The sequence below is a fragment of the Streptomyces sp. NPDC096079 genome (genome assembly GCF_040303145.1).
Taxonomy (GTDB): domain Bacteria; phylum Actinomycetota; class Actinomycetes; order Streptomycetales; family Streptomycetaceae; genus Streptomyces.
In genome coordinates, this window is the sequence record NZ_JBEOST010000007.1 from 40,037 (window position 1) to 63,955 (window position 23,919).

The 23,919-nt window shown below is 71.7% G+C and carries 21 protein-coding genes, 1 tRNA gene and 1 riboswitch; of the genes, 8 read left to right on the top strand and 14 right to left on the bottom strand.

Features of this window, described 5'->3' with window-relative positions; translation table 11 throughout:
* Positions 1-69 precede the first annotated feature (69 nt).
* The 3 genes from ABTY59_RS16460 to ABTY59_RS16470 all read left to right on the top strand — a co-directional run bounded on the left by ABTY59_RS16460 (position 70) and on the right by ABTY59_RS16470 (position 3,630).
* Positions 70-1,065 (top strand): SGNH/GDSL hydrolase family protein, encoded by a 996-nt coding sequence (locus tag ABTY59_RS16460; RefSeq protein ID WP_352019639.1) that lies wholly within the window; start codon positions 70-72, stop codon positions 1,063-1,065.
* Between the two features lie 132 nt (positions 1,066-1,197).
* The gene (locus ABTY59_RS16465; RefSeq protein WP_352019640.1) at positions 1,198-2,418 is read left to right on the top strand and encodes an acetyl-CoA C-acetyltransferase; all 1,221 of its coding nucleotides are present in this window, start codon (positions 1,198-1,200) and stop codon (positions 2,416-2,418) included.
* Between the two features lie 378 nt (positions 2,419-2,796).
* Positions 2,797-3,630 (top strand): hypothetical protein, encoded by an 834-nt coding sequence (locus tag ABTY59_RS16470; RefSeq protein ID WP_352019641.1) that lies wholly within the window; start codon positions 2,797-2,799, stop codon positions 3,628-3,630.
* Positions 3,631-3,687: 57 nt separating this feature from the next.
* Here ABTY59_RS16470 and ABTY59_RS16475 read toward each other — a convergent pair whose 3' ends face one another.
* A complete protein-coding gene (locus ABTY59_RS16475; protein ID WP_352019642.1) occupies positions 3,688-4,017 on the bottom strand; it encodes a hypothetical protein in 330 nt (109 codons plus the stop codon).
* Between the two features lie 109 nt (positions 4,018-4,126).
* Between ABTY59_RS16475 and ABTY59_RS16480 the strand changes: the two genes are divergently transcribed.
* Positions 4,127-4,357 carry a DUF4287 domain-containing protein gene (locus ABTY59_RS16480; RefSeq protein ID WP_352019643.1) on the top strand — a complete coding sequence of 77 codons (231 nt, stop codon included), beginning with the start codon at positions 4,127-4,129 and terminating at the stop codon, positions 4,355-4,357.
* Positions 4,358-4,446: 89 nt separating this feature from the next.
* Here ABTY59_RS16480 and ABTY59_RS16485 read toward each other — a convergent pair whose 3' ends face one another.
* Positions 4,447-5,349: a Bax inhibitor-1/YccA family protein gene (locus tag ABTY59_RS16485; RefSeq protein ID WP_352019644.1), complete on the bottom strand. Its 903-nt coding sequence runs from the start codon at positions 5,347-5,349 to the stop codon at positions 4,447-4,449.
* Positions 5,350-5,531: 182 nt separating this feature from the next.
* Here ABTY59_RS16485 and ABTY59_RS16490 point away from each other — a divergent pair, with 182 nt between their 5' ends.
* On the top strand, positions 5,532-6,146 hold the full coding sequence (locus ABTY59_RS16490; RefSeq protein WP_352019645.1) for a hypothetical protein: 615 nt from the start codon (positions 5,532-5,534) through the stop codon (positions 6,144-6,146).
* A gap of 11 nt (positions 6,147-6,157) precedes the next feature.
* Here ABTY59_RS16490 and ABTY59_RS16495 read toward each other — a convergent pair.
* Positions 6,158-6,242 (bottom strand) — tRNA-Leu (locus tag ABTY59_RS16495).
* A gap of 390 nt (positions 6,243-6,632) precedes the next feature.
* Between ABTY59_RS16495 and ABTY59_RS16500 the strand changes: the two genes are divergently transcribed.
* Both ABTY59_RS16500 and ABTY59_RS16505 read left to right on the top strand, forming a co-directional pair.
* Positions 6,633-7,403, top strand: coding sequence for an ABC transporter ATP-binding protein (locus ABTY59_RS16500; RefSeq protein WP_352019646.1), 771 nt, complete (start codon positions 6,633-6,635; stop codon positions 7,401-7,403).
* A gap of 56 nt (positions 7,404-7,459) precedes the next feature.
* Entirely contained in the window at positions 7,460-9,991 is a 2,532-nt protein-coding gene (locus ABTY59_RS16505) for an ABC transporter permease (protein WP_352019647.1), read from the top strand.
* A gap of 54 nt (positions 9,992-10,045) precedes the next feature.
* On the opposite strand, the gene ABTY59_RS16510 is transcribed toward ABTY59_RS16505, so the two are convergent.
* The 9 genes from ABTY59_RS16510 to ABTY59_RS16550 all read right to left on the bottom strand — a co-directional run bounded on the left by ABTY59_RS16510 (position 10,046) and on the right by ABTY59_RS16550 (position 20,535).
* Entirely contained in the window at positions 10,046-11,338 is a 1,293-nt protein-coding gene (locus ABTY59_RS16510) for a class I SAM-dependent methyltransferase (protein ID WP_352019648.1), read from the bottom strand.
* A 205-nt stretch (positions 11,339-11,543) separates the two neighbouring features.
* Positions 11,544-12,926 carry an NAD(P)/FAD-dependent oxidoreductase gene (locus ABTY59_RS16515; protein WP_352019649.1) on the bottom strand — a complete coding sequence of 461 codons (1,383 nt, stop codon included), beginning with the start codon at positions 12,924-12,926 and terminating at the stop codon, positions 11,544-11,546.
* Positions 12,927-13,296: 370 nt separating this feature from the next.
* Entirely contained in the window at positions 13,297-14,211 is a 915-nt protein-coding gene (locus ABTY59_RS16520; RefSeq protein ID WP_352019650.1) for a Ppx/GppA phosphatase family protein, read from the bottom strand.
* A complete protein-coding gene (locus ABTY59_RS16525) occupies positions 14,208-14,747 on the bottom strand; it encodes a DUF501 domain-containing protein (protein WP_352019651.1) in 540 nt (179 codons plus the stop codon). The genes ABTY59_RS16520 and ABTY59_RS16525 overlap by 4 nt, the downstream gene beginning before the upstream one ends.
* A gap of 27 nt (positions 14,748-14,774) precedes the next feature.
* Positions 14,775-15,245 carry an FtsB family cell division protein gene (locus tag ABTY59_RS16530; protein WP_189805618.1) on the bottom strand — a complete coding sequence of 157 codons (471 nt, stop codon included), beginning with the start codon at positions 15,243-15,245 and terminating at the stop codon, positions 14,775-14,777.
* Positions 15,246-15,347: 102 nt separating this feature from the next.
* Positions 15,348-16,631 carry a phosphopyruvate hydratase gene (eno, locus tag ABTY59_RS16535; protein WP_352019652.1) on the bottom strand — a complete coding sequence of 428 codons (1,284 nt, stop codon included), beginning with the start codon at positions 16,629-16,631 and terminating at the stop codon, positions 15,348-15,350.
* Positions 16,632-16,970: 339 nt separating this feature from the next.
* Entirely contained in the window at positions 16,971-17,684 is a 714-nt protein-coding gene (locus ABTY59_RS16540; RefSeq protein ID WP_352019653.1) for a transglycosylase family protein, read from the bottom strand.
* A gap of 3 nt (positions 17,685-17,687) precedes the next feature.
* Positions 17,688-17,861, bottom strand: a riboswitch (cyclic di-AMP (ydaO/yuaA leader).
* Between the two features lie 258 nt (positions 17,862-18,119).
* On the bottom strand, positions 18,120-19,076 hold the full coding sequence (locus ABTY59_RS16545; protein WP_352019654.1) for a LysM peptidoglycan-binding domain-containing protein: 957 nt from the start codon (positions 19,074-19,076) through the stop codon (positions 18,120-18,122).
* Between the two features lie 190 nt (positions 19,077-19,266).
* Positions 19,267-20,535 carry a cytochrome P450 family protein gene (locus ABTY59_RS16550; RefSeq protein WP_352019655.1) on the bottom strand — a complete coding sequence of 423 codons (1,269 nt, stop codon included), beginning with the start codon at positions 20,533-20,535 and terminating at the stop codon, positions 19,267-19,269.
* Between the two features lie 87 nt (positions 20,536-20,622).
* Here ABTY59_RS16550 and ABTY59_RS16555 point away from each other — a divergent pair, with 87 nt between their 5' ends.
* Positions 20,623-21,834, top strand: a complete 1,212-nt coding sequence (locus tag ABTY59_RS16555) for a globin domain-containing protein (RefSeq protein WP_352019656.1) — start codon at positions 20,623-20,625, stop codon at positions 21,832-21,834.
* A 420-nt stretch (positions 21,835-22,254) separates the two neighbouring features.
* Here the strand turns inward: ABTY59_RS16555 and ABTY59_RS16560 are convergent, their stop codons facing one another.
* Together ABTY59_RS16560 and ABTY59_RS16565 are read right to left on the bottom strand one after the other, a co-directional pair.
* The gene (locus tag ABTY59_RS16560) at positions 22,255-23,217 is read right to left on the bottom strand and encodes a nucleoside triphosphate pyrophosphohydrolase (RefSeq protein WP_352019657.1); all 963 of its coding nucleotides are present in this window, start codon (positions 23,215-23,217) and stop codon (positions 22,255-22,257) included.
* 19 nt (positions 23,218-23,236) lie between these two features.
* The gene (locus ABTY59_RS16565) at positions 23,237-23,887 is read right to left on the bottom strand and encodes a SurA N-terminal domain-containing protein (protein WP_352019658.1); all 651 of its coding nucleotides are present in this window, start codon (positions 23,885-23,887) and stop codon (positions 23,237-23,239) included.
* Between the last annotated feature and the right edge of the window lie 32 nt (positions 23,888-23,919).

The following is a 23,919-nucleotide window of genomic DNA, read 5'->3' on the forward strand; positions in this document are numbered from 1 at the left end:
GCGTATGCGTAGTCGGAGCGGGTTACGGGGCAGTTAGACCCTGAACGGCTTGAAGGAGGTGACGGCCCCATGTCGAGGGCGAGGGTGGCGCGACGGATCGCGGCAGGTGCGGCGTACGGCGGCGGGAGCATCGGGCTGATCGGGGTGGCGGCGGTGGGTGTCCTCCTGGCCGAGGCACAGCTGGCCAAGCGCACGGTCTACGGCGCCCCCGCACCGCTGCCGCCGGTGGCGGACGGCCTCTACGGCCGGGCCTTCGGCACCCAGGACCCGCTGCGGCTGGCCCTTCTGGGTGATTCCACGGCGGCCGGCCAGGGGGTGCGCCGCACGGGTCAGACCCCGGGCGCGCTGCTCGCCTCCGGGCTCGCGGCGGTGGCGGAGCGGCCGGTGGTCCTGCGGAACGTGGCGCTCTCCGGGGCGCGCTCCGACGACCTGGAGCGCCAGGTCTCGCTGCTGCTCGCGCAGCCGCTCGGGCCGCCGGACGTCTGCGTGATCATGATCGGCGCGAACGACGTGACGCACCGGCTGCCGGCGACGGAATCCGTACGACTGCTGGCCTCGGCCGTACGGCGGCTGCGGACGGCGGGCGCGGAGGTCGTGGTCGGCACCTGCCCGGACCTCGGCACGATCGAGCCGGTCTACCAGCCGCTGCGCTGGCTCGCCCGGCGGGCCTCGCGCCAGCTGGCGGCCGCGCAGACGATCGTGGTGGTCGAGCAGGGCGGGCGGACGGTGTCGCTCGGGGACCTCCTCGGTCCCGAGTTCGCGGCGAACCCGCGCGAGATGTTCGGGATCGACAACTTCCACCCTTCGGCGGAGGGGTACGCGACGGCGGCGATGGCGGTCCTGCCCACGCTCTGCGCCGCGCTGGGCGTCTGGCCGGAGACGGACCGCCTGGAGCCGGCACGACGGGAGGACATCCTGCCGGTGGCGAAGGCGGCGGCGGAGGCGGTGCGGGAGGCGGGCACGGAGGTCACGGGCGCGCGTGCGCCGTGGGCGCTCCTGAAGCACCGCCGCCGGCGCCGGCTGCCCACGGCGGAGTCCCCGACCCCGGAGGACGCCCAGGCGTAGCCTGGTGGACAGGAAGACTGAGCGCTCGCTTAGAAAAGAGGTCCGCATCACATACCGGCAACGGTGACCCTGGCGGTACGTACGGGTAACTTCCCTTTCAGTCCGCCCACTCCGCACCCTCATGGAGCCGTGATGCCCGAAGCCGTGATCGTCTCGACCGCCCGCTCGCCCATCGGCCGGGCCTTCAAGGGCTCCCTCAAGGACCTGCGGCCGGACGACCTCACCGCGACCATCGTCCAGGCCGCCCTGGCCAAGGTGCCCGAGCTGGACCCGCGCGACATCGACGACCTGATGCTCGGCTGCGGCCTCCCCGGCGGCGAGCAGGGCAACAACCTGGGCCGGATCGTCGCCGTGCAGATGGGCATGGACCACCTGCCGGGCTGTACGGTCACCCGCTACTGCTCCTCCTCGCTGCAGACCTCCCGCATGGCGCTGCACGCGATCAAGGCGGGCGAGGGCGACGTCTTCATCTCGGCCGGTGTCGAGATGGTGTCCCGCTTCGTGAAGGGCAACTCGGACTCGCTGCCCGACACGCACAACCCGCTCTTCGCCGAGGCCGAGGCCCGCACCGCCGAGGTCGCCGCCTCCGAGGGCTCGAACTGGCACGACCCGCGCGAGGACGGCGTCGTCCCCGACGCGTACATCGCCATGGGCCAGACCGCGGAGAACCTGGCCCGTTGGAAGGGCATCAGCCGCCAGGAGATGGACGAGTTCGGCGTGCGCTCGCAGAACCTCGCCGAGCAGGCCATCAAGAACGGCTTCTGGGAGCGCGAGATCACCCCGGTGACGCTGCCGGACGGCACGGTCGTGTCGGCGGACGACGGCCCGCGCGCCGGCGTCACGCTGGAGGGCGTGCAGGGCCTGAAGCCGGTCTTCCGCCCCGACGGCCTGGTGACCGCCGCCAACTGCTGCCCGCTGAACGACGGCGCCGCCGCGCTCGTCATCATGTCGGACACGAAGGCCCGCGAGCTCGGCCTGACCCCGCTGGCCCGCATCGTCTCCACCGGCGTCTCCGGCCTCTCCCCCGAGATCATGGGCCTCGGCCCGGTCGAGGCCTCGAAGCAGGCCCTCAAGCGCGCCGGTCTGACGATCAACGACATCGACCTCGCCGAGATCAACGAGGCCTTCGCCGCCCAGGTCATCCCGTCCTACCAGGACCTGGGCCTGGACCTGGACAAGGTGAACGTCAACGGTGGCGCCATCGCCGTCGGCCACCCCTTCGGCATGACCGGCGCCCGCATCACCGGCACGCTGATCAACAGCCTCCAGTTCCACGACAAGCAGTTCGGCCTGGAGACCATGTGCGTCGGCGGCGGCCAGGGCATGGCGATGGTCATCGAGCGACTGAGCTGAGCCGTAGCGGAGGGTAGGGGTCGCCTGAGGAACGAAGGCGGCACCTGCCCGCAGCGGTGGCGAAGCTCGGTGCGACCAGAGGAGCGAGCGACTGAGCTGACACAGGCGGGCTGACGGGGCCGGCTGATCCCCCGCTGTCCAGGGACCGAGCGCGTCAACCGCTCCGCGTCCGAGCCGTGACCGAATCTCCCCCAGGATGTGACCTACATCCCGGGGGAGTTCGTTTTCCCAGGTCAGAGCCGTTTCGGGACTAAACGCCGGGCAGAAATACCTGTCCAATTCGTGACGTAATGCACTGACAGCGGGCACCACCCCGGGACAAGCTGATGTAGGAAGTCGGGGGATCGACTCGGAATCGGGAGTACGTCAGTGAGCGCCATGTCTCTTGCCCTGCTGCTGACCACGGCCGCTGCCACGGCCGTGGGCGCTGCTGCCCTGCACGCCGTCCACGGTCTCCGCAAGGAGGTCACCGCCCTGCGGGGCGAGCTGGCCGCCGGCCACGGCGGGACGGTGCCCGCGGCCCGGGCCACGCCCGCCGCCGAGATACGGGCCGCGGTGGCCGAGGCGCTGGCGGAGGAGCGCGAGCGCGAGCTGGCCGAGGCGCGCGCCTTCTGGGCCGCGCAGGAGGCCCGTGACGCGGCCGACGCTCCGTCCCTGCTCGGCGGTCTGGGCGGCCAGGCCGACGACGGCACCTTCTTCGTCCCCCGCCAGGCCGACTTCGCCGGCCTGGAGGCGATGGCCCTGGAGGCCATGGAGGCGGAGGCCGCCGCGCTCGACGGCCCCGACCCCCTGGACGCCCTGGATGCCTTCGACGAGTACCCGGAGGACTCGGCGGAGCTGGCCGCGGCCCGTCGCCGGCACCCCTCGCACCCGGACTTCGTGCCGGTGCAGACCCCCGTCGTCACCGACCACGAGCGGACGGTGGCCCGCCTGGAGGAGCTCGCGGACACCCGCACCGCGCTCACCGACGTGCGCCCGGGCCCGCTCGGCACCCTCGACGTGTACGTCTTCGCGGACGGCACCACGCTCTGTATGACCCCGGGCCACCGGGAGACCGCGGAGCGCCTGGCCGAGGCCCTGCGCGCGGGCCGGACCCCGGTACTGCTCGGCGGCTCGGGCGTCTCGGGCGCCTTCGCCCTGACCTTCTCGTACGGCGACACGGACGAGGAGAACGTCTACATCCTCGCGGACCGCGTGATCGCCTCCCTGTAGGCCCCGGAAGGCCCTGGAAGGGCCGTGGAAGGGCCATGGAAGGCCCCAGGGGCGGTGTCAGAGCCCTGAGCGCTCCGCCGCCTCCCGTACCAGCCTCACGGCCTCGTCCAGCTCCCCCTGATGGGAAGCGGCCGGGGCCGTTCGCAGGATCTCGGCCAGATCGTTCCCGGCGACGGCGAGCTGGTCGCCGACCGCGAACAGACCCGCGTCCGGCAGAGTGCGCGGCTCCCGGTCCGGGGCCTCGGCGCGCTGGGCGCGCACGGACAACTCCCTGGCCAGGGCCAGTCCCTCGGCCGCCGCGGACTGCTGGAGACGGCTCTGCGGGGCCGCCCGCAGCCGGTCGGCGAACCGCTCGACGGCGGTGCTCAGTTCACTCGTATCGCGCACTCCGCGACCCTACGCGCCCTCCCTGGCCCCTTGCCAACGGCCCGAGGCTTCGGCACGGTGACGGGAAGGAGTACGAGAAGCACACGGTACGAAGCGTCCGGAGGCGCCGATGTCCCAGACTTTCTCCGAAGAGACCCACCGCAACCTGCTGGCCCGGATCCCGCGCCGCACCGGTCGTGAGATCGCCGACTGGATGCGCACCGTCGAGGAGGGCCCCTCCCTCCGCCGCTTCGAGGAGCGCGTCAGCTGGCTCCGGGGGGCGCACGACCTGACGTACGGCCACGCGAAGGCGATCCTGCACGAGTACGACCTGCGGCGGGCGGCCCGCAGACTTCTCTGAGCCCTCCCCCGCGCCACGGCCTCCCGGACGTACGAAAGGGCCCGCCCGGCGCGAAGCCGGACGGGCCCTCCCCCGAGTCAGGGGGTGCGTCAGTCGTCGCCCTGGAGGATCGACAGCAGACGCAGCATCTCCAGGTAGATCCACACCAGGGTCATGGTGAGACCGAAGGCGGCCAGCCAGGCCTCCTCGCGCGGCGCGCCGTAGGTCACGCCGTCCTCGACCTGCTTGAAGTCGAGGGCGAGGAAGCAGGCGCCCAGGATGATGCCGACGATGCCGAAGACGATGCCGAGGCCGCCGCTGCGGAAGCCGAGGCCGTCACCGCCGCCGAAGACGGCGAACAGCAGGTTGGCCACCATGAGCAGCATGAAGCCCATCGCGGCGGCCATCACGAAGCCGACGAAGCGGCGGTTGACCCGGATCCAGCCCAGCTTGTAGGCGATGAGCACACCGGCGAAGACCGCCATCGTGCCGAGGACCGCCTGGATGACCACGCCGTCGGCGATGTACGTCGAGACGGCGGCGGAGATCACGCCGAGGAAGACGCCCTCGAAGGCGGCGTAGCCCAGGATCAGCGCGGGCGACGGCTTGCGCTTGAAGGACTGCACGAGCGACAGCACGAGCGCGACCAGGGCGGCGCCGATGGCGATGCCGTAGGACTTGCCGAGGTTCGCCGGGTCGACAGGCAGCAGCAGCCAGGACAGGACGGCGGTGACCACGACCGTGCCGAGCGTCATGGCCGTACGGCTCACGACGTCGTCGATCGTCATCACGTTGCCGCGGGCCTGCTGCGGGGCGCCGAGCTGGGTGTCCTGCGGGGCGTACGGGTTGGTCGCGTACGGGTTCGTCGCGTCCTGGGCGTACGGGTTGCCCGTGGCGTACGGGTTGGTTCCGACGGCGGGGCCCCCGGCCTGCGGCTGCTGCGCGTTGAAGCCCGCGTAGCCGGCGTCGCGGCTGAACCCCCGTCGCGAGAAGACCGGGTTGCTGCTCCTCATCTCACTCCTCCATGGCGGACCGCACGGCGCGGCCTTGCGTCAAGGGTAATGGGTAGGCAAAAGAAACTCCCTAGTGCTCGGGGAGGATCTTTTCCCGTAAGTTTCCGATCTTCACCGGCGGCGGGGCTCCCCGCACGGCCAGGCTCGTCCCGTACGGAACCACCCCTTCCCCAGGAGAGCCCATGTACGCCGAGCCGCACGAGATCTGGCCCCTGCGCCACGCGACCGCGTGGGTCTTCACCGCGGACGGGCGCCTCACCCGCCCGGTGCTCCTGGTCGGCGACGCCGGCACCGGGCTCGCCGAACTGGCCGCGGCCGCGGACCACGGCGCGTACCCGCTCCGCGCGGAGCTCGCGGCGCGCGGTCACGACCTGGTCCTGCTCGCCCTGCCCGAGGACGGCTCCATGACGGGCGACGGCGGGATCGTGCAGAACACCGTCGTGCGCGCGCTCGCGGAGCGGCACGGCGACGCCCCGCTGACGGTCGGCGGCACCGGACAGGGCGCCCTCGCCGCCCGCTACGCCCTCGCGGGCATGGAGTACCAGCGGATCGACCACCGGACGGGGGTCTTCTTCTCCCACGACGGGGCCGCCCCCGAGCTGGAGGACGAGGCCGAGCTCAGCCGGATGGGCGGCGGCAGGCCCCGGCTCCCGGTGTTCCTGCGCATGGTCGGCGGGGGCGTGGACGACGGTCTGGACGAGGAGGCCGCCGACGAGACGATCACCGGCGGAGCGACCCCGTCCGGCGCGCTGCTCTCGAAGGAGTACGGCACCTGGCTCCTGGACCGGCTGCCGTAGAGCCGCAACCGTGGTGCCCGGAACCGGACTCGAACCGGTACGGCCCGAAGGCCAGCGAGGTTTAAGCTCGCCGTGTCTGCATTCCACCATCCGGGCGTCGCCGCGAAGCTCCGCGTTGGCACATGAGCCTATCGGGACGGTTTCCCCCGATCAGCGGAACGTCTCCCCGATGTTGTCCTATTTTATTGACTCCTGAGGGTACGTCAGTGCAGGTGGGGGCCCATTCCCCAAACTGTGACCGGGGTCGCAGGCGCAAAGCCGCACCCCCTGGAATGACGAAAAGTCGTCGCAGGTCTGTCACCTCCGCCGGGCCGGCAGCCGCCGGGCGGAGTCAGGGGTCCCGTCATCCCAAAGGAGGAGGGACCGGACCCCCGGTCAGACTCCAGAGGGCCCCCGGAACGGGCACCTGGGCGGACGCTCCGGACCGGAACGCTCGAAAGGATGGAGGGGTTCCCGAATCGCAGTCGCAGTGACAGGAGTCCTCCCGTGACCACCACCCCCACCGTGTCCCGCGCCACCGCGGTGGCCGCCCGCGCCGTGGATCTCACCAAGGTCTACGGACACGGCGAGACCCAGGTGGTCGCGCTCGACCGCGTCAGCGTGGACTTCCGCCAGGGCGAGTTCACCGCGATCATGGGCCCCTCCGGCTCCGGCAAGTCGACGCTCATGCACTGCGTCGCCGGCCTGGACTCCTTCTCCTCCGGCTCGGTCCGCATCGGCGAGACGGAGCTCTCCACCCTGAAGGACAAGCAGCTCACCCAGCTGCGCCGGGACAAGATCGGCTTCATCTTCCAGGCCTTCAACCTGCTGCCGACGCTGACCGCCCAGGAGAACATCACGCTCCCCATGGACATCGCCGGCCGCAAGGCCGACAAGCAGTGGGTCCAGCAGGTCATCGACATGCTCGGCCTCTCCGCCCGCCTCAGCCACCGCCCGTCCGAGCTCTCCGGCGGCCAGCAGCAGCGCGTGGCCGTGGCCCGGGCCCTGGCCTCCCGCCCCGAGATCATCTTCGGTGACGAGCCGACCGGAAACCTGGACTCCCGCTCCGGCGCCGAGGTCCTCGGCTTCCTGCGCAACTCCGTGCGCGAGCTGGGCCAGACCGTCGTCATGGTCACCCACGACGCGATGGCCGCCTCCTACGCGGACCGCGTGATCTTCCTCGCGGACGGCCGCATCGTCGACGAGATGCTGCGCCCGACGGCGGACGGCGTCCTCGACCGCATGAAGGCCTTCGACGCCAAGGGCCGTACGAGCTGACGCACCCGCGTCGCCCCGTACCCACCGCCCCACTCCCAGGACTCCAGGACCCGCCCATGTTCCGTACCGCCCTGCGCAACGTCCTCGCGCACAAGGCGAGACTGCTGATGACCGTCCTCGCCGTGATGCTCGGCGTGGCCTTCGTCTCCGGCACCCTCGTCTTCACCGACACCCTCGGCCAGGCCTTCCGCAACCAGTCGGCCAAGAGCTACGACGACGTCGCCGTCGCCGTGGAGATGTACCCGGACCCGGAGGAGGCCCGGAAGACCCCCGGCCTCTCCCAGAAGGTCGTCGACGAGGTCGCGAAGCTCGACGGGGTCGCCTCCGTCAGCCCCCGCGTCGACGGCTTCGCCGGCGTCCCCGACAAGAACGGCAAGCTGATCGGGGTCGGCTGGTCGAACAAGGGCACCAACTTCGCCCCCGGCAAGGACGGCAAGGACCGCGCGTACACCTTCGTCTCGGGTGGCGGCCCGGCCCAGGCCGGCCAGATCGCCCTCGACAGGGACACCGCCGACAAGGGCGGCTACAAGATCGGCGACACCGTCCGCGTCGCCACCAACGGCCCGGTGAAGGAGTACACCCTCTCCGGCGTCTTCACCACCGAGGACGGCGCCGTCAACGCCGGCGGCAGCCTGGTCGTCTTCGACACCTCCGTCGCCCAGAAGCTCTACCTGAAGCCCGGCTGGTTCCAGAACCTGACGGTCACCGCCACCCCCGGCGCGAACGCCGACAAGGTCCTCGACGAGGTCCTGAAGGTCGTCCCCAAGACGGCCACCGCGCAGACCGGCAAGGCCCTCGCCGACCAGCAGGCCAAGGACATCGAGGCCGGCCTCGGCGCCCTCAACCAGGTCCTCCTCGGCTTCGCCGGCATCGCGCTCTTCGTCGGCGTCTTCCTGATCTCCAACACCTTCACGATGCTGGTCGCGCAGCGCACCAAGGAACTCGCGCTGATGCGCGCCGTCGGCGCCTCCCGCAAGCAGATCACCCGCTCCGTCCTCGCCGAGGCCGGTCTCGTCGGCCTGGTCGCCTCCGCCGTCGGCTACCTCCTCGGCATCGGCCTCGCCGCCGGACTCCGCTCGGCCATGACCGCCTTCGACATGAAGGTCCCGGCCGGCGACCTGGTCCTCGGCGCCACCCCCGCCCTCTCCGCCTTCGGCGTCGGCGTCCTGATCACCATGCTCGCCGCCTGGCTGCCCGGCCGCCGCGCCGCGAAGATCCCGCCGGTCGCCGCGATGAGCAGCGTCCACGCCACCGCGAGCACCAAGTCGCTCGTCCTGCGCAACTCCTTCGGTGCCGCGCTCACCGCGCTCGGCGCCGTCCTGATCGTGCTCGGCGCCGGCCAGGGCGGCGACGAGGGCCGCATGTTCATCGCGGGCGGCGCGTTCCTCACCCTGATCGGTGTCATCGTCCTCATCCCGATGCTGTCGCGGCCCGTGATCGCCCTGATCCGCCCGCTCTTCATCGGCGTCTTCGGGATCTCCGGCAAGCTCGCCGGCCTGAACGCGGTCCGCAACCCGCGCCGCACCGGCGCCACCGCCTCCGCGCTCGCCATCGGCCTGACCCTCGTCACCGGCCTCTCGGTGCTCGGCGCCACGGTCGGCTCGGCCCTCGACAAGGCGACGACCGACCAGATCAAGGCCGACTACATGGTCACCATGGCCAGCGGCACCGGCCTCAGCCAGGAGGCGCTCGCCGCGCTGGAGAAGGCTCCCGGGGTCACGGCGGTCTCGCCGCAGCAGGCCGGCGCGCTCGACATCAAGGGCACCTACACCTCGGCCTCCGGCGTCACCCCGGGCGCGGTCGAGAAGGTCCTCAAGCTGACCGTCGTGAACGGCTCGATGGCCTCGCTCGGCGAGGGGAAGATCGCCGTCGCCGAGAAGACCGCCGAGAAGCGCGGCCTGAAGGTGGGCGCCACCGTCCCGGTCGAGTACATGGACAAGCAGAAGGCTCGGCTGACCGTCGGCGCGATCTACGAGGACAGCGAGTTCGTCTCGCCCGTGCTCATCGACAAGAAGATCCTCCTCGCCCACGAGGAGCAGGCGTACGTCCCGCAGATCTTCGTGAAGACGGACGGCGGCGCCACGGCGGCCAACGAGAAGGCCCTGTCGAAGGCCATGGGCGACAACCCGGCCATCACCGTCATGGACCACAAGGACATCCGTGACGCCTTCGGCGGCCCGATCAACATGCTGCTGAACATCATGTACGGCCTGCTCGGCATGGCCCTGATCATCGCCGTCCTCGGTGTGGTGAACACTCTCGCGATGTCCGTCTTCGAGCGTCAGCAGGAGATCGGCATGCTGCGGGCGATCGGTCTCGACCGGCGCCGGGTGAAGCGGATGGTCCGTCTGGAGGCCGTCGTCATCTCGGTGTTCGGCGCGGTCGTCGGCATCGGCCTCGGCTCGTTCCTCGGCTGGGCCGTCGGCGAGACCATCAAGAGCAGCCTGCCGGGCTACAGCCTGGTCCTGCCCTGGGACCGGATCGGGCTGTTCCTGGTGCTGGCCGCCCTGGTCGGCGTCCTCGCCTCCCTGTGGCCGGCCCGGAGCGCGGCGCGGCTGAACATGCTCTCCGCCATCAAGTCCGAGTAGCGACGGACACGGAAGGGCCGGTCTCCCGTCGGGGGGACCGGCCCTTCCGCGTTCTCACTCCTGCCAGACGCGGGGCCGCAGCGCCGTGCCGCTCTTCCCCGACCCCGGGGTCTTCACCGCGAGGAACTGGTTGACGCCGATCCGGTTGCGCTCGAAGGAGACCGCCGAGGCCGCCATGTAGAGCCGCCAGATCCGGGCCCGGCCGGGCGAGGTGAGCCGGACCGCCCGGCTCCAGTCGCCCTCCAGGTTCGCCACCCAGCGGCGCAGCGTGAGCGCGTAGTGCTCGCGGATCGCCTCGACGTCGCGGACCTCGAAGCCGGCGTCCTCCAGGGTCGTCAGGGTGCGGCCCATGGGGGCGAGTTCACCGTCGGGGAAGACGTACGCGTCGATGAAGGCGTCGATCTCGTAGGCGTCCTCGTCGGGCTCGGGGCGCCGGGAGATCTGGTGGTTCAGGAGCCGCCCGCCGGGCTTCAGGAGGCCGTACAGGGTGTCGGCGTACTCGCGGTACTGCACGGAGCCGACGTGCTCCGCCATGCCGATCGAGGAGATCGCGTCGTACGGGCCGTCCGTGACGTCCCGGTAGTCCTGGACGCGGATCTCGACGAGGTCGGTGAGGCCCTCGTCGGCGATCCTCTTGCGGGCGTAGGCGGCCTGCTCGCGGGAGAGGGTGACGCCGACGACCCTGGCGCCGTACTCGCGGGCGGCGTGCATGGCCATGGAGCCCCAGCCGCAGCCCACGTCGAGGAGCCGGTCGCCCTCCTTCAGGTGCAGCTTGCGGGCGATGAGGTCCAGCTTGTCGCGCTGGGCGTCCTCCAGGGTGCCGTCCGGCGTCCAGTAGGCGCACGAGTAGACCATCGAGGGGCCGAGGACCAGCTCGTAGAAGTCGTTGCCCACGTCGTAGTGGTGACTGATCGCCTGCTTGTCACGGCGCCTGCTGTGCTGCCTGCCGTGGCGCCCCCGCATCTCCTCGGCCGGGGGCTTCGGCGGCGGCAGCGGCCCCGCGAGCCGCAGCAGGGAACGGGCGGCGGCGCGCAGCCGGGGGTCGCGTACGGAGTCCAGCAGGCTCCTCGTCTCCTCGCCGCGCTCCCACAGGAGGCCCGAGAGCCGGTCCAGGAGCGCGTAGAGGTCCCCCTCGACGTCGATCTCGCCGGCCACCCAGGCGCGGGCCAGGCCCAGTTCGCCGGGCTTCCAGATCATCCTCCGCAGGGCCCGGCGGTCGCGGACGATCAGGACGGGACCGCCCGCGGGGCCGGCCTCGCTGCCGTCCCAGGCTCGCAGACGGACCGGGAGCGGTCCTCCGAGGAGTTCCTCGGCGAGTGTCGTCAGCCGCGACGCGGCGTCGGCCATGGTGCACACCTCCGTGATCTCGTGCCCCAGAAATGCTCGTCACCAAGGGAACACCGTCCGTAGGCGTTTACAGTCCCGTCGCCGCGCAACAAGTCGGCAAAACACGCCGAAGGGCCGTCCGCACCACGGATGGCGGACGGCCCTTTTACGGCCTTGCGTGTATGACGGGTACTGCGGGTACTGCGGGTACTGCGGGACCAGGAGGTCAGGCCTTGGCCTTCTCCTGCGCCTTGGCGGCCGGAGCCGGGGCGGGCTTGGCAGCCTCGTAGAACTCCTCGCGCGGCGTCTCCATGGCACCGAGCGACACGACCTCGCGCTTGAGGAACATGCCGAGGGTCCAGTCGGCGAAGACGCGGATCTTGCGGTTGAAGGTCGGCATCGCCATGCCGTGGTAGCCACGGTGCATGTACCAGGCGAGACGGCCCTTGAGCTTGATCTTCATCTTGCCCATGACGATCATGGCGACGCCCTTGTGCAGACCGAGACCGGCCACCGCGCCCTTGTTGGCGTGGCTGTAGTCCTTCTGCGGGAAGCCGCGCATGCCGGCCACGACGTTGTCGCCGAGGACCTTGGCCTGGCGCAGGGCGTGCTGGGCGTTCGGCGGGCACCAGGCGCGCTCGGCCGGGACGCCGGCCTTGATCGCGGCCAGGTCCGGGACCTGGGCGTTGTCGCCCGCGGCCCAGGCGTAGTCGAGGCCGTTGATCTGGAGCTTCTCGTTGCAGTCCACGTGGCCGCGGGGGCCGAGCGGCAGACCGAAGCGGGAGAGCGCCGGGTTCGGCTTCACGCCGGCGGTCCAGACGATCGTGTTGGAGTCGACCTCAAGGCCGTTCTTCAGCACGACGTGGCCGTCGACGCAGGAGTCCATGGAGGTCTCGAGGTAGATCTCGATCCCGCGGCTCTCCAGGTGCTCCTTGCCGTACTGGCCGAGCTTGGGGCCCACCTCGGGAAGGATCTTGTCGGCCGCGTCGACCAGGACGAAGCGCATGTCCTCGCGCGACACGTTCTGGTAGTACTTCGCGGCGTCGCGGGCCATGTCCTCGACCTCGCCGATGGTCTCGGCGCCGGCGAAGCCACCGCCGACGAAGACGAAGGTCAGCGCCTTGCGGCGGACCTCCTCGTCGGTGGTCGAGTCGGCCTTGTCGAGCTGCTCGAGGACGTGGTTGCGCAGGCCGATGGCCTCCTCGATGCCCTTCATGCCGATGCCCTGCTCGGCGAGACCGGGGATCGGGAAGGTGCGGGAGACCGCGCCCATGGCGATGACCAGGTAGTCGAACGGCAGCTCGTACGCCTCGCCGACGAGCGGCGCGATCGTGGCGACCTTGCGGTCCTGGTCGATGGTGGTGACCCGGCCGGTGAGCACCTCGGCTCCGCGGACGACGCGTCGCAGCGGGACGACGACGTGACGCGGCGAGATGCTGCCGGCGGCGGCTTCGGGGAGGAAGGGCTGGTAGGTCATGTACGACCGCGGGTCGACGACCGTGACGGTCGCCTCCGCGTAGCGCATCTTCTTGAGGATGCGCCGAGCTGCGTACAGGCCTACGTACCCGCCGCCTACTACGAGGATCCTGGGACGCTCCGTGGTGCTCATGGGATCGAGTATCCACCCCTCCTGAGGGGGGTGCTCGTGCGCCCCTTCACAAGCTCTGCGGACACCTCTGCTACACTCCGCCGCCCACGTGATCCACATCATGGTGCTGCAAAGGAACCGGGGTGCACTGGCGAACGTTGTTCACCCCCCGTGAACTGGCCTGGAGAGCGGCCGTTAACGCTGAACCGGAGCCCTGGTTCACACGATGGAAACATCGAGCGAATCAGGCCCCGAACCTGCGAAAGGGCCCTGGGACGCCCCTCGGAGGGCCTAAAGACCCTCCTCGGGCGCCATCAGGGCCCTTTTCCTTGTGAAGAACTTCACGAACCTTTTCCGACAGGGTGTCGCCGGAGGGGTCGATAGCCGCCCGCTATGCCACGGATAGGGCGATCCCATCGAGAATGTCGTGCTCGCTGACGACGACCTCGCGGGCCCCGACGCGCTCCACGATCTCCCGCAGGACGAGCGCCCCGGCGATGATCACGTCGACCCGGCCGGGGTGGATGACGGGGATCGCGGCCCGCTCGTCGTGGGTGGAGGCGAGGAGCCGCTCGGTCACCTCGGCGACCTGGGCGGCGGTGATCCGGGAGTGGTGGACCTTCTCGGAGTCGTACTCCGGGAGCCCGAGGGCGATCGCGGCGACCGTGGTGACGGAGCCGGCGAGCCCGACGAGGGTCTCGGCCGTGTCGATCGGCACGGTCTCGGCGGCCAGGTCGAGCGCGGCGCGGACGTCGGCGCGGATCGCGTCGGCCTCCTCGGCGGTCGGCGGGTCGTGGCGGACGTGCCGCTCGGTGAGCCGGACGCAGCCGATGTCGACGGAGCGGGCCGCCTCGACGTCCTTGTTGCCGACGACGAACTCGGTGGAGCCGCCGCCGATGTCCACGACCAGGCGGCGGTCGTCCCCGTGCAGCTCGCCGGTGGCGCCGGTGAAGGAGAACGCGGCCTCCTGGTCGCCGGTGATGACCTCGGGCTCGACGCCCAGGATCTCGACGACCCCGTCCACGAAGTCCTGGCGGTTCTCGGCGTCCCGGGAGGCGGAGGTGGCGACGAAGCGGACCCGTGCCGCGCCCAGCTCCCTGATCACCTCGGCGTACGCGCGGCAGGCCGCGAAGGTGCGCTCCAGGGCCTCGGGGGCGAGCCGTCCGGTCCTGTCGACGCCCTGCCCGAGCCGGACGATCGTCATCCGGCGGTCCAGCTCGATCAGCTCACCCGTCTCGGGGTGGACGTCGGCCACGAGGAGGCGGATGGAGTTCGTACCGCAGTCGATGCCGGCGACCCGGGTCACTTCTCTCCTTCTTCCCTGTCGGCGCAGGGGTTCACGCAGGGGCCCTTCGCCCACCACTCCGGCAGCATCGCGAGCGCCTCGTCGCCGAACGGGTTCACGCCCGGTCCCGCGGCCAGCGAGTGGCCGACGAGGACGTGCAGGCACTTGACCCGGTCCGGCATGCCGCCGGCGCTGGGGAAGCCCTCCAGGACCTCGATGGCGTCACGGCGGGCGATGTAGTCCTCGTGCGCGGCCCGGTAGGCGGCGGCGAGTTCCGGGTCGGTCGCGAGCCGGGCCTGCATCTCCTTCATGACCCCGTTGGCCTCCAGCGTGCCGATGGCGGAGGCGGCGCGCGGGCAGGTCAGGTAGTACGTGGTCGGGAACGGCGTGCCGTCGGGCAGCCGGGGCGCGGTCTCGACGACGTCCGGGTTGCCGCACGGGCAGCGGTGCGCGATGGCGCGCAGGCCGCGGGGCGGGCGGCCGAGCTGGAGCTCGAAGGCGGCGATGTCCGTCTCGGTGGGCTCGGTGCGTTCGGTCTGCGGAGGGGGCGTTTCCATGTCTGCCTTGCTCGTGTCGCGGAGGGGTCAGGGGCGGTCGGCGTGGTCGACGCCGTCCCAGAGGTTGTCGTACCAGGGGCGGTCGGCCGCGCCCTGGTCGGCGCGGGGCCGTTGCTCCGCGTCGGGGTCGTTCACGGTGAAGCCGGTCTCGCCGGGGAGCACGTAGTGCAGGTGTTCGCGGGCGAGGCGGCGGACGTAGGCCGGGTCCTGGAGGCGGGCCTTCTCGTCCTTCAGCTCCTCGACCCGCCGGGCGGCCTCGGCGGCCCGGCGCTCCTGCTCGGCGATCTCGCCCTGCTGGGAGACGTAGCTCCGCATCGGGTAGGCGAGCGCGACGACGAGGGAGCAGACCACGAGGGCGAGGAAGGCCGCACGGCCGGTGAGCCGGGAGCGGCGGGCCTGGCGGCGGGTCTGGGAGCGGTAGACACGGGCGGCGGTCTGCTCGCCGAGCAGCCTGATCCGGGTCGCGGTCGAGAACCGGTCCCGGTCCTTCGCGGCCATGTCGTGTCGCCTCCCCTGTTCACGCGGACGTCCCCGCACACGGTACGGGACCGAGTGCGGGGACGTCCGGATCAGAGCTGTGTCAGCCGTCGACCCTCGTGATCACGCGGTGCGGAACCGCGGGAAGGCGCTGCGGCCGGCGTAGACCGCGGCGTCGTCGAGGATCTCCTCGATGCGCAGGAGCTGGTTGTACTTGGCGACGCGCTCGGAGCGGGCCGGGGCGCCGGTCTTGATCTGGCCGCAGTTGGTGGCGACGGCGAGGTCGGCGATGGTGACGTCCTCGGTCTCGCCGGAGCGGTGCGACATCATGCACTTGAAGCCGCTGCGCTGGGCGAGCTCGACGGCGTCGAGGGTCTCGGTGAGCGAGCCGATCTGGTTGACCTTGACGAGCAGGGCGTTGGCGGTGCCCTCGTCGATGCCGCGGGCGAGGCGCTCCGGGTTGGTGACGAACAGGTCGTCGCCGACGAGCTGCACCTTGGCGCCGAGCTTGTCGGTGATGACCTTCCAGCCGGCCCAGTCGTCCTCGAACAGCGGGTCCTCGATGGAGACGAGCGGGTACGCGGAGACGAGCTCCTCGTAGTACTCGGTCATCTCGGCGGCCGAGCGGGACTTGCCCTCGAACTCGTACTTGCCGTCCTTGTAGAACTCGGACGCGGCGACGTCGAGCGCCAGCGCGATGTCCTTGCCCGGGACGTAGCCGGCCTGCTTGATGGCCTCCAGGATGAGGTCGAGCGCCTCGCGGTTGGAGTCCAGGTTCGGGGCGAAGCCGCCCTCGTCGCCGAGGCCGGTGGAGAGGCCCTTGGTCTTCAGGACGGACTTGAGGGTGTGGTAGACCTCGGTGCCCCAGCGGAGGGCCTCGGAGAAGGACTCCGCGCCGATCGGGGCGATCATGAACTCCTGGATGTCCACGTTGGAGTCGGCGTGCGACCCACCGTTGAGGATGTTCATCATCGGAACGGGCAGCAGGTGCGCGTTCGGGCCGCCCAGGTAGCGGAAGAGGGGGAGGTCGCTGGCCTCGGAGGCGGCGTGCGCGACGGCGAGGGAGACGCCGAGGATGGCGTTGGCGCCGAGCGAGCCCTTGTTCTCCGTGGCGTCCAGGTCGAACATGGCCTGGTCGATCAGGCGCTGCTCGGTGGCGTCGTAGCCGACGAGCTCCGGGCCGATCTGCTCGATGACGGCGAGGACGGCCTTCTCGACACCCTTGCCCTGGTAGCGGTTCGGGTCACCGTCGCGAAGCTCGATGGCCTCGAACGCACCGGTGGAGGCGCCGGACGGAACGGCAGCACGGCCGGTGCTGCCGTCGTCGAGGCCGACCTCGACCTCGACCGTGGGGTTGCCTCGGGAGTCCAGGATTTCCCGGGCTACGACGACGTCGATGGACGGCACGAGCATCTCCTTCTGGGATGTGACGCGGGATGTGACGCAAGGTCGGTGCAGGGTCGCTCGGCCTTGCGACAAGAGCCTAACCGGCTCGGGGGCTCCCGCCCGCCGTGCGCCCGCCCGCTGGGACGAAAAAGGACCCAAGGGCACGCATTGCGGGACGAAGGACCCCAGATCTACTGGACGGTAACCATGAGGTCCCCCAGGAACAAGGAGGCGGGTCCTCCTTAAAAGGGGGAACCCCGGTCCGGCGCGCACGGGGGAAGGGCGCGCCGGACCGGGGTGGTCACCGCGGGAGGGTCGTCGGGGCCGCGTGAGCCGCCGGACTCACGCGAGCCGCCGGGCTCACTTCAGGTGGAGCTGCTGACCCGGGTAGATGAGGTCGGCGTTCTCGACGACGTCCTTGTTCAGCTCGAAGAGCTTGGCCCAGCCGCCCTTGACGCCGTGCGCCTGGGCGATCTTGCTGAGGGTGTCGCCGGTGACGACCTTGTACTCGCCGTCACCCTTCTTGACCGTCTTGCCGGTGGGCGTGGTGACGGTCTTCTTGGCGGTGGCCTTCGGGGCCTGGCGCTGCTCGCTGCGGGTGGTCGGCTGCTCGGCGCGACGCTCCTGCGGCTTGGGGGCGGCCTCCTGCTTCGGGGCGGCCTCCTGCTTCGGGGCGCTCTCGGCGGCGCCGCCGTCGTAGGCGGCGCTGGAGAGGCCGACGCCGCAGCTCGGCCAGGCACCCTTGCCCTGGCCCGCGAGGACCTTCTCGGCGACGGAGATCTGCTGGGCCTTGGACGCCATGTCGGCGCGCGGGGCGTAGGCGGTGCCACCGAAGGCGGCCCAGGTGGAGTTGGTGAACTGCAGGCCGCCGTAGAAGCCGTTGCCGGTGTTGATGGACCAGTTGCCGCCGGACTCGCACTGGGCGACGGTGTCCCACTCGGCGGTGGTGGCGGCCGAGGCGGTGCCCGCGGTCAGCAGCGGGGCGGCGACGGCGACACCGGTGACGCCGACGAGCGTGGCGACCTGGGTGGCCTTGGAGGGACGACGGTGTTTGCCCTTGGCGGAAAACAGCATGGGGATTCTCCTCACCGACGCCTGTGAGGTGAGCTGTCGGGTTCGGGCCGGAAAGTTGCCCGGCCGCGTGTCCTAGCACGCGGCTTCACCCCAAGCCGGTCGTCGGCCGTCTGTCTCGACGGCCGGGGCCGGCACTTACCTTGGGTCCCCCACTCCTGCCTTCGGCGCTTGCGCGACGACTGTTCCCATCGGCCGACGGCAGGATTCGGCGTTTCGGTCGACGGGGCCCGCGGTGGCGAGCGGTGACGACCGTAGACACAGACCCACCGGAAGTTCAAAGAGGCCCATTGCGGAAATATCGCCCCTGCTTGCCCTCCGGTGGGCGGTGTTTGTGCAGGTGAGAGGTGACGGGAGCAAAGTTTGCGGACGTGACACGCCAGTTGGGGCGAAGAGACCCATGTCTCACTTGCCCAGAACCGGACATAACCCCGCGAACTATTCGGCCGCCGCCACCGAACCCGGCGTCAGATCGAGGCTCTGACCAGGCAGGATGAGGTCCGGATCGAGGCCCACCGTCTGCCGGTTGGCGTCATAGAGGGCGGTCCAGCCTCCGGGGAGTTCGTTCTCCTGCGCAATGCCGGACAGACTGTCACCCGGCTGCACGGTGTACTCGCCCGAAGTGCCCTGACTGTCCGTTGCGCCCGATTCCTTCGTCCCGTCAGTCACCGGCGTGGCGTCGACTTCCCCCGTGGACTTGTCCGTATTCGAGGCGTGTCGACCCGATTCAGCCGATCCGCCCGACTCGCCGGACTCCTCCGGTGCGGCCTCACCCCGGTGCTTGCCGGTGCCGGGTGTGGCCGACGGCGTGTCACCCTTCGACACGTCAGAAGAATCCGGCGTACCGGGCGTAACGGACGCGTCCGGGGCCACCGGGGTGGTGGGCGCGGTCGGTGCCGACGGGGTGGCGGAGGTCACCGGAGCGCTCGGAACGACCGGCGTGGCCGGCGCCACCGGCGTCGCGGACGCGGCGGACCGCTGCGCCTGCCCGACGGAGCCCTGGGGGGCGGCCGGGGCGTCCGCCGTGCGGTTGGACTCGGGGAGGGGCCCACCGGGGGTCGTGGGGACGGCGGCCGGGCCGGGGTTCACGCCGGTGGCCTTGCCGTCGTTCTTCAGGCCGGCGATCGGGGCACAGGTGGCCCACTCGTCGCTGCCCTTGGCGAGCGCCTTCTCGGCCACCGCGATCTGCTGGGCGCGGCTGGCGAGGTCGGGGCTGGGCGCGTACGCGAGGCCGCCGTTCCGCTCCCAGCTGTCCTGGGTGATCTGGAGGCCGCCGTACATGCCGTTGCCGAAGTTGGCACTCCACTGGCCACCGGACTCGCACTCGGCGACCCGGTCCCAGGTGGCGGCGTCGGCGGCGGAGGCGGATCCGGAGGCCAGCAGCGGCAGTGCCATGGCGGATCCGGTCACGCCCGCGGCGACGACGATGGCGGGGGCCTGACGGGGGCGACGGTGTCGTCCGTTCCCGGAACGCATAGGAGCGCCTTTCGCGTGACGGCTGAGACTGCCGGGAAACGTAGCGGCATTCGAACGCCCGTCACAAGTCGATCGCCCCGCGATCACGTAAAGATCACATTTCTGATGCTCAGTCAGCAGCCAAGACCGGTACGGACGGGGAGAACTCGACCGGAAGCGTGCGCAATCCGCGCATGATGAGCCCTCCGCGCCACCGCAGTTCGGCCGGATCGGCGGCAAGTCGCAGATCCGGCAGGCGAGTCAGGAGCGTCGCGAGCGCCGTCTGCCCTTCGAGACGGGCGAGCGGCGCGCCCAGGCAGTAGTGGATGCCGTGCCCGTACCCGAGGTGCTGGTTGTCGCGCCGGGCGAGGTCGAGCACGTCCGGACCGTCGAAGCGCTCCGGGTCCCGGTCGGCGGCGGCGAGCACCACGAGCACCGGGTCGCCGGCCGGGATCTCCTGTCCGCCGATGGTCAGCGCCCGTGTCGCGTAACGCCAGGTCGCCATCTCCACGGGCCCGTCGAACCGCAGCAGCTCCTCGACGCCGGTCTCCAGGAGTCCGGTCTCCCCGGCGGCGAGGGACTCCTGGAGCAGCGCCCGCTGCTCCGGATGCCGGAGAAGGGCGTAAAGTCCGTTACCGACCAGATTCACGGTCGTCTCGAAGCCGGCGAACAGCAGGATGAAGGCCATCGCGGCGGCCTCGTTCTCGGTGAGGTGCTCGCCGTGGTCGGAGGCCTTGATGAGCCCCGAGATCAGGTCGTCCCCCGGCTCCCCCCGCTTGCGGTGGATCAGCTCGGCGAGATAGCCGCGCATCTTCTTCACCGACCGGGCGACCCCACCGCGCGGCCCGCCGCCGTGCCGGATCATCATCCCGGCCCAGTCCCGGAAGTCGTCCTGGTCCTCCGGCGGCACCCCGAGCAGGTCGCAGATCGCGTAGATCGGCAGGGGGAAGGCGAACTCGTGGATGAGGTCGGCGCTGCCCCGCTCCACGAACCCGTCGATGAGCCGGTCCGTCAGCTCCTGCACGCGCGGCGTGAACTCGGCGACCCGGCGCGGGGTGAACGCCTTCGACACGAGGCGGCGCAGCCGGGTGTGGTCCGGCGGGTCGATGTTGAGCAGATGCGTCATCAGCTCGGCCTTGCGCTCGCCCGGGATGCCCGTCTTCCCCTTCGCGTGCGGGGACTCGTCGTGGTGCGCGGGGTTCTTGGAGAGCCGCTGGTCGGCGAGGGCCTGCCGGGCGTCCGCGTACCGGGTCACGAGCCAGGCCTCGACCCCGCTCGGCAGCGTCGTCCGGTGCACGGGAGCGTGTTCGCGCAGCCAGGCGTACGCCGGGTAGGGATCGGTGGCGAACTCCCAGGTGAAGAGCGTGGGGGCGGGCCGGGGGGTGGGGGTGGTGCTCACGTCACGACCGTACAGGGCGGCTCCGGACGTCACGTTCATGGAGAAGACGTGATCAAGCGGTACAGGTTGTGCCCTAGATTCTTGTCGGTGGATCCCCAGCTGCTCAGAAGCACGTTCGCGGTCGTCGAGAGACGCGCCGAGCACGCCGTCACGTTCTTCTACTCGCACCTCTTCTGGAACAACCCCGGGGTGCGCGCGCTCTTCCCCGAGGACATGCTCCCCCAGCGGGACCGGCTCTTCGCCGCGCTCACCCACGTGGTGACCCACCTGGAGGACCCCCGGCTCTCCGGGTACCTGGGGCAGCTGGGCCGCGACCACCGCAAGTTCCTCGCCTCCCCCGCCCTGTACGCGGCCGTCGGGCAGAGCCTGCTCGCCGCGTTCGCGCACGCCGCCGGTGCCGCGTGGACGGTCGAGGCGGAGAAGGCCTGGACCGAGGCGTACGGACAGGTCGCCGACCTGATGCTGGCGGGCGCCGACGAGGCGGCCGGTGCCGGGGAGCCCGCCTGGTGGGACGCGGACGTCGTCCGCCACGAGCGGTACGGCCCCGACCTCGCCGTCCTCACCCTCCGCCCCCGGCAGCCCCTCCCGTACCTCCCCGGCCAGTACGTCAGCGTCAGCTCGCTGCGGGTCCCGCGCGTCTGGCGCACCTACTCCCTCGCGGACGCGCCCCGCCCGGACGGCACGGTGGAACTGCACGTGAGCCGGATCGCGGGCGGCGCGATGAGCACGGCGCTCGTCGAGGAGACCGGCCCCGGCGAGGTGCTGCGCCTCAGCGCCCCCGGCGGCGGGCTCACGGCGCGGACGGCGCCGGGCGGACTGCGCACCTATATATGCGGCGGTACGGGCTGGGCCCCGGTGCGGGCGCTGCTCGCGGAGGCCGCGGAGGCGGAGCCGGAGCTTGAGGGCCGGCTGTTCGTGGTGGCCCGCGCGAAGGAGTACCTGTACGGGCGCGGCGACGCCGAACTCCTGAAGGAGCGGCTCCCCGGCCTGAACGTCACCTACATCACGGCCGCGCCCCGGCAGCGCAAGGACCATGCGACCGAGCGGCTGCTCCAGGCCCTGCGGGCCTGCGTCCACTGGCCCGCGCACGACGTGTACCTCGCCGGGCCGCCGGGCTTCGTGGCCGAGGTCGCGGAGGTCCTGGAGGAGCTGGGCACCGACCCCGCGCGGATCCACCACGACACGCTGCCGTCCGTGGGCCGCTTCACCACCCGCCCGAACACGGCCGCCGAACGCCTCCTGGGCCCGCCGGCCCCGCCCTGGCACAACCCGGAGGCCCGGGCACCACGGGAGACCTGACCCCGGCCCACGGCACGAGGCGAGCCCCCGGCCGCCGGCGCGAGGCGGGCTCACGGCCGCCGGCGCGAGGCAAGCCCCCGGCCGCCGGCGCGAGGCGGGCTCACGGCCGCCGGCGCGAGGCGCGCTCACGGCCGCCGGCGCGAGGCAAGCCCCCGGCCGCCGGCGCGAGGCGCGCTCACGGCCGCCGGCGCGAGGCAAGCCCCCGGCCGCCGGCGCGAGGCGCGCTCACGGCCGCCGGCGCGAGGCGCGCTCACGGCCGCCGGCGCGAGGCAAGCCCCCGGCCGGCGGCGCGAGGCAAGCCCCCGGCCGGCGGCGCGAGGCGCGCTCACGGCCGCCGGCGCGAGGCAAGCCCCCGGCCGGCGGCGCGAGGCGCGCTCACGGCCGCCGGCGCGAGGCGAGCCCCGGACCGCGGCACACGGCTCAGGCGAGGCCCTCCGCCGCCCGGATCGCGTCCCGGTACGTCTTGGCCGCCGCCCGCAGCGCCGCTTCCGGGTCCACCCCGGCGGCCTCGGCGCGGGCCGCGAGGGCCAGCAGCTCGTACCCGACGCCCTCGCCCGCCAGGGGCTTCACGTCGAGGCCCGCCGCCCGGACCCGTCCCGCGAGCTTCGCGGCGAGCGCGAGCCCCGGCTGGCCGAGCGGCACCCCGTCGGTCACGGACTCGCGGCGCTTCTCGACCGCCTTGGTGCGCTGCCAGTGCTCCTGGACGTCCTCGGGGGTCTCGGCGACCGCGTCGCCGAAGACGTGCGGGTGCCGGTGGATCAGCTTCTCGACGAGCGTCCCGGCGACGTCGTCCACGGAGAACGGCTCCTCCGGGTCCTCCTCGGCGATCCGCGCGTGGAAGACGACCTGGAGCAGGACGTCCCCGAGCTCCTCGCGCAGCTCGCGCCGGTCGCCGTCCTCGATGGCCTCGACGAGTTCGTACGCCTCCTCGATGGCGTACTTGGCGAGCCCACGGTGGGTCTGGAGGGAGGTCCAGGGGCACTCGCGGCGCACCCGGTCCATGATCTGCACGAGGTCGAGGAGGCGGGCGCCGGGCAGGTCGTACGAGCCGGGCAGCAGCTCCAGGTCGGGCATGGACACCCGGCCGGAGCCGGCGAGCCGGGCGAGGCCGTCGGTCAGCGCGCGGTCGCCCTCGCCGGAGGGCAGCAGCAGGACCGTGCGACCCCCGGCGCAGGCCTCGACGAGTTCCTCGGCGGTCGGCCGGGCGTGCTCGACGGCGACGCCGGCCTCCCGCAGGTAGGGCAGTTGGGGGTGGTCCTCGTCGGGGCAGAGCACCCGGTCGGCCCCGTGCAGCGCCTGCCAGGCGGGCCAGGACAGCAGTCCGGGGGCCACGCGGTGGCTGGCGGTGAGCAGGACGATGCGGCCGGGGCTCTCAGATGTCACCCCTCGAACCTACCTGGCCTCAGGCCCCCGACGGGACGGCGGCCGGGTCCTGGCTGATCTGGGTGAGCCAGGGCGCGCCGTCGTAGCCGGTGTCGAGCTGGACCTGGGCGTCGTCCCAGCGGCCGTAGCGCGGGTTCACGTCGACGCCGAGGTCCTGGGAGGCGGTGGAGAAGACCTCCGTCAGCTTCTTCTGCCCCTCGGCGCTGTCGGTGACGCCCAGCTTCTCGGCGATCTTGTTCATGAGGACGTTGCGGCGGACGAAGTCGTCGATCTGGTCGGGCGCCACGCCCTGGTCCTGCAGGAGGACGGCCTTGAGCTGGTCCTCGCCGCCGGCCTGCCGGACGAACGCGGCCCTGGTCTGCTGGAGCTCGGCGCGGGTGGCGCTGACGCCGTTGTCCCGGGCGACCTTGTCGACGACCCGGTCGAAGATCATCACGTTGAGTTTGCGGCGGCTGAGGTCACCGGTGGCGGCGACGAGCTGCGCGGACTGGGGCGAGGCCGCCTGCGCGGACCGCACGTCCGCGACCTGTGCCTGGAGGCTGGACACCTCGATCCGTTCGCCGCCGACGACGGCCGCCGCTCCTGGGTGGGCGTCACTGCCGCAGGCGGTGAGCAGGGGGGCCGCGGCGAGCAGGGCGGCGGAGACGGTGAGCGCAGTGCGGCGGTGCAAAGGAGCCTCCCGGGCTGGTCGTGCGTCAGTTG

Bases quoted from the DNA above. Each gene is read 5' to 3' on its own strand.
- ABTY59_RS16460 (WP_352019639.1), top strand. From the start codon at position 70: ATGTCGAGGGCGAGGGTGGCGCGACGGATCGCGGCAGGTGCGGCGTAC.
- ABTY59_RS16465 (WP_352019640.1), top strand. From the start codon at position 1,198: ATGCCCGAAGCCGTGATCGTCTCGACCGCCCGCTCGCCCATCGGCCGG.
- ABTY59_RS16470 (WP_352019641.1), top strand. From the start codon at position 2,797: ATGTCTCTTGCCCTGCTGCTGACCACGGCCGCTGCCACGGCCGTGGGC.
- ABTY59_RS16480 (WP_352019643.1), top strand. From the start codon at position 4,127: ATGTCCCAGACTTTCTCCGAAGAGACCCACCGCAACCTGCTGGCCCGG.
- ABTY59_RS16485 (WP_352019644.1), bottom strand. From the start codon at position 5,349: ATGAGGAGCAGCAACCCGGTCTTCTCGCGACGGGGGTTCAGCCGCGAC.
- ABTY59_RS16490 (WP_352019645.1), top strand. From the start codon at position 5,532: ATGTACGCCGAGCCGCACGAGATCTGGCCCCTGCGCCACGCGACCGCG.
- ABTY59_RS16505 (WP_352019647.1), top strand. From the start codon at position 7,460: ATGTTCCGTACCGCCCTGCGCAACGTCCTCGCGCACAAGGCGAGACTG.
- ABTY59_RS16510 (WP_352019648.1), bottom strand. From the start codon at position 11,338: ATGGCCGACGCCGCGTCGCGGCTGACGACACTCGCCGAGGAACTCCTC.
- ABTY59_RS16515 (WP_352019649.1), bottom strand. From the start codon at position 12,926: ATGAGCACCACGGAGCGTCCCAGGATCCTCGTAGTAGGCGGCGGGTAC.
- ABTY59_RS16525 (WP_352019651.1), bottom strand. From the start codon at position 14,747: ATGGAAACGCCCCCTCCGCAGACCGAACGCACCGAGCCCACCGAGACG.
- ABTY59_RS16530 (WP_189805618.1), bottom strand. From the start codon at position 15,245: ATGGCCGCGAAGGACCGGGACCGGTTCTCGACCGCGACCCGGATCAGG.
- ABTY59_RS16540 (WP_352019653.1), bottom strand. From the start codon at position 17,684: ATGCTGTTTTCCGCCAAGGGCAAACACCGTCGTCCCTCCAAGGCCACC.
- ABTY59_RS16545 (WP_352019654.1), bottom strand. From the start codon at position 19,076: ATGGCACTGCCGCTGCTGGCCTCCGGATCCGCCTCCGCCGCCGACGCC.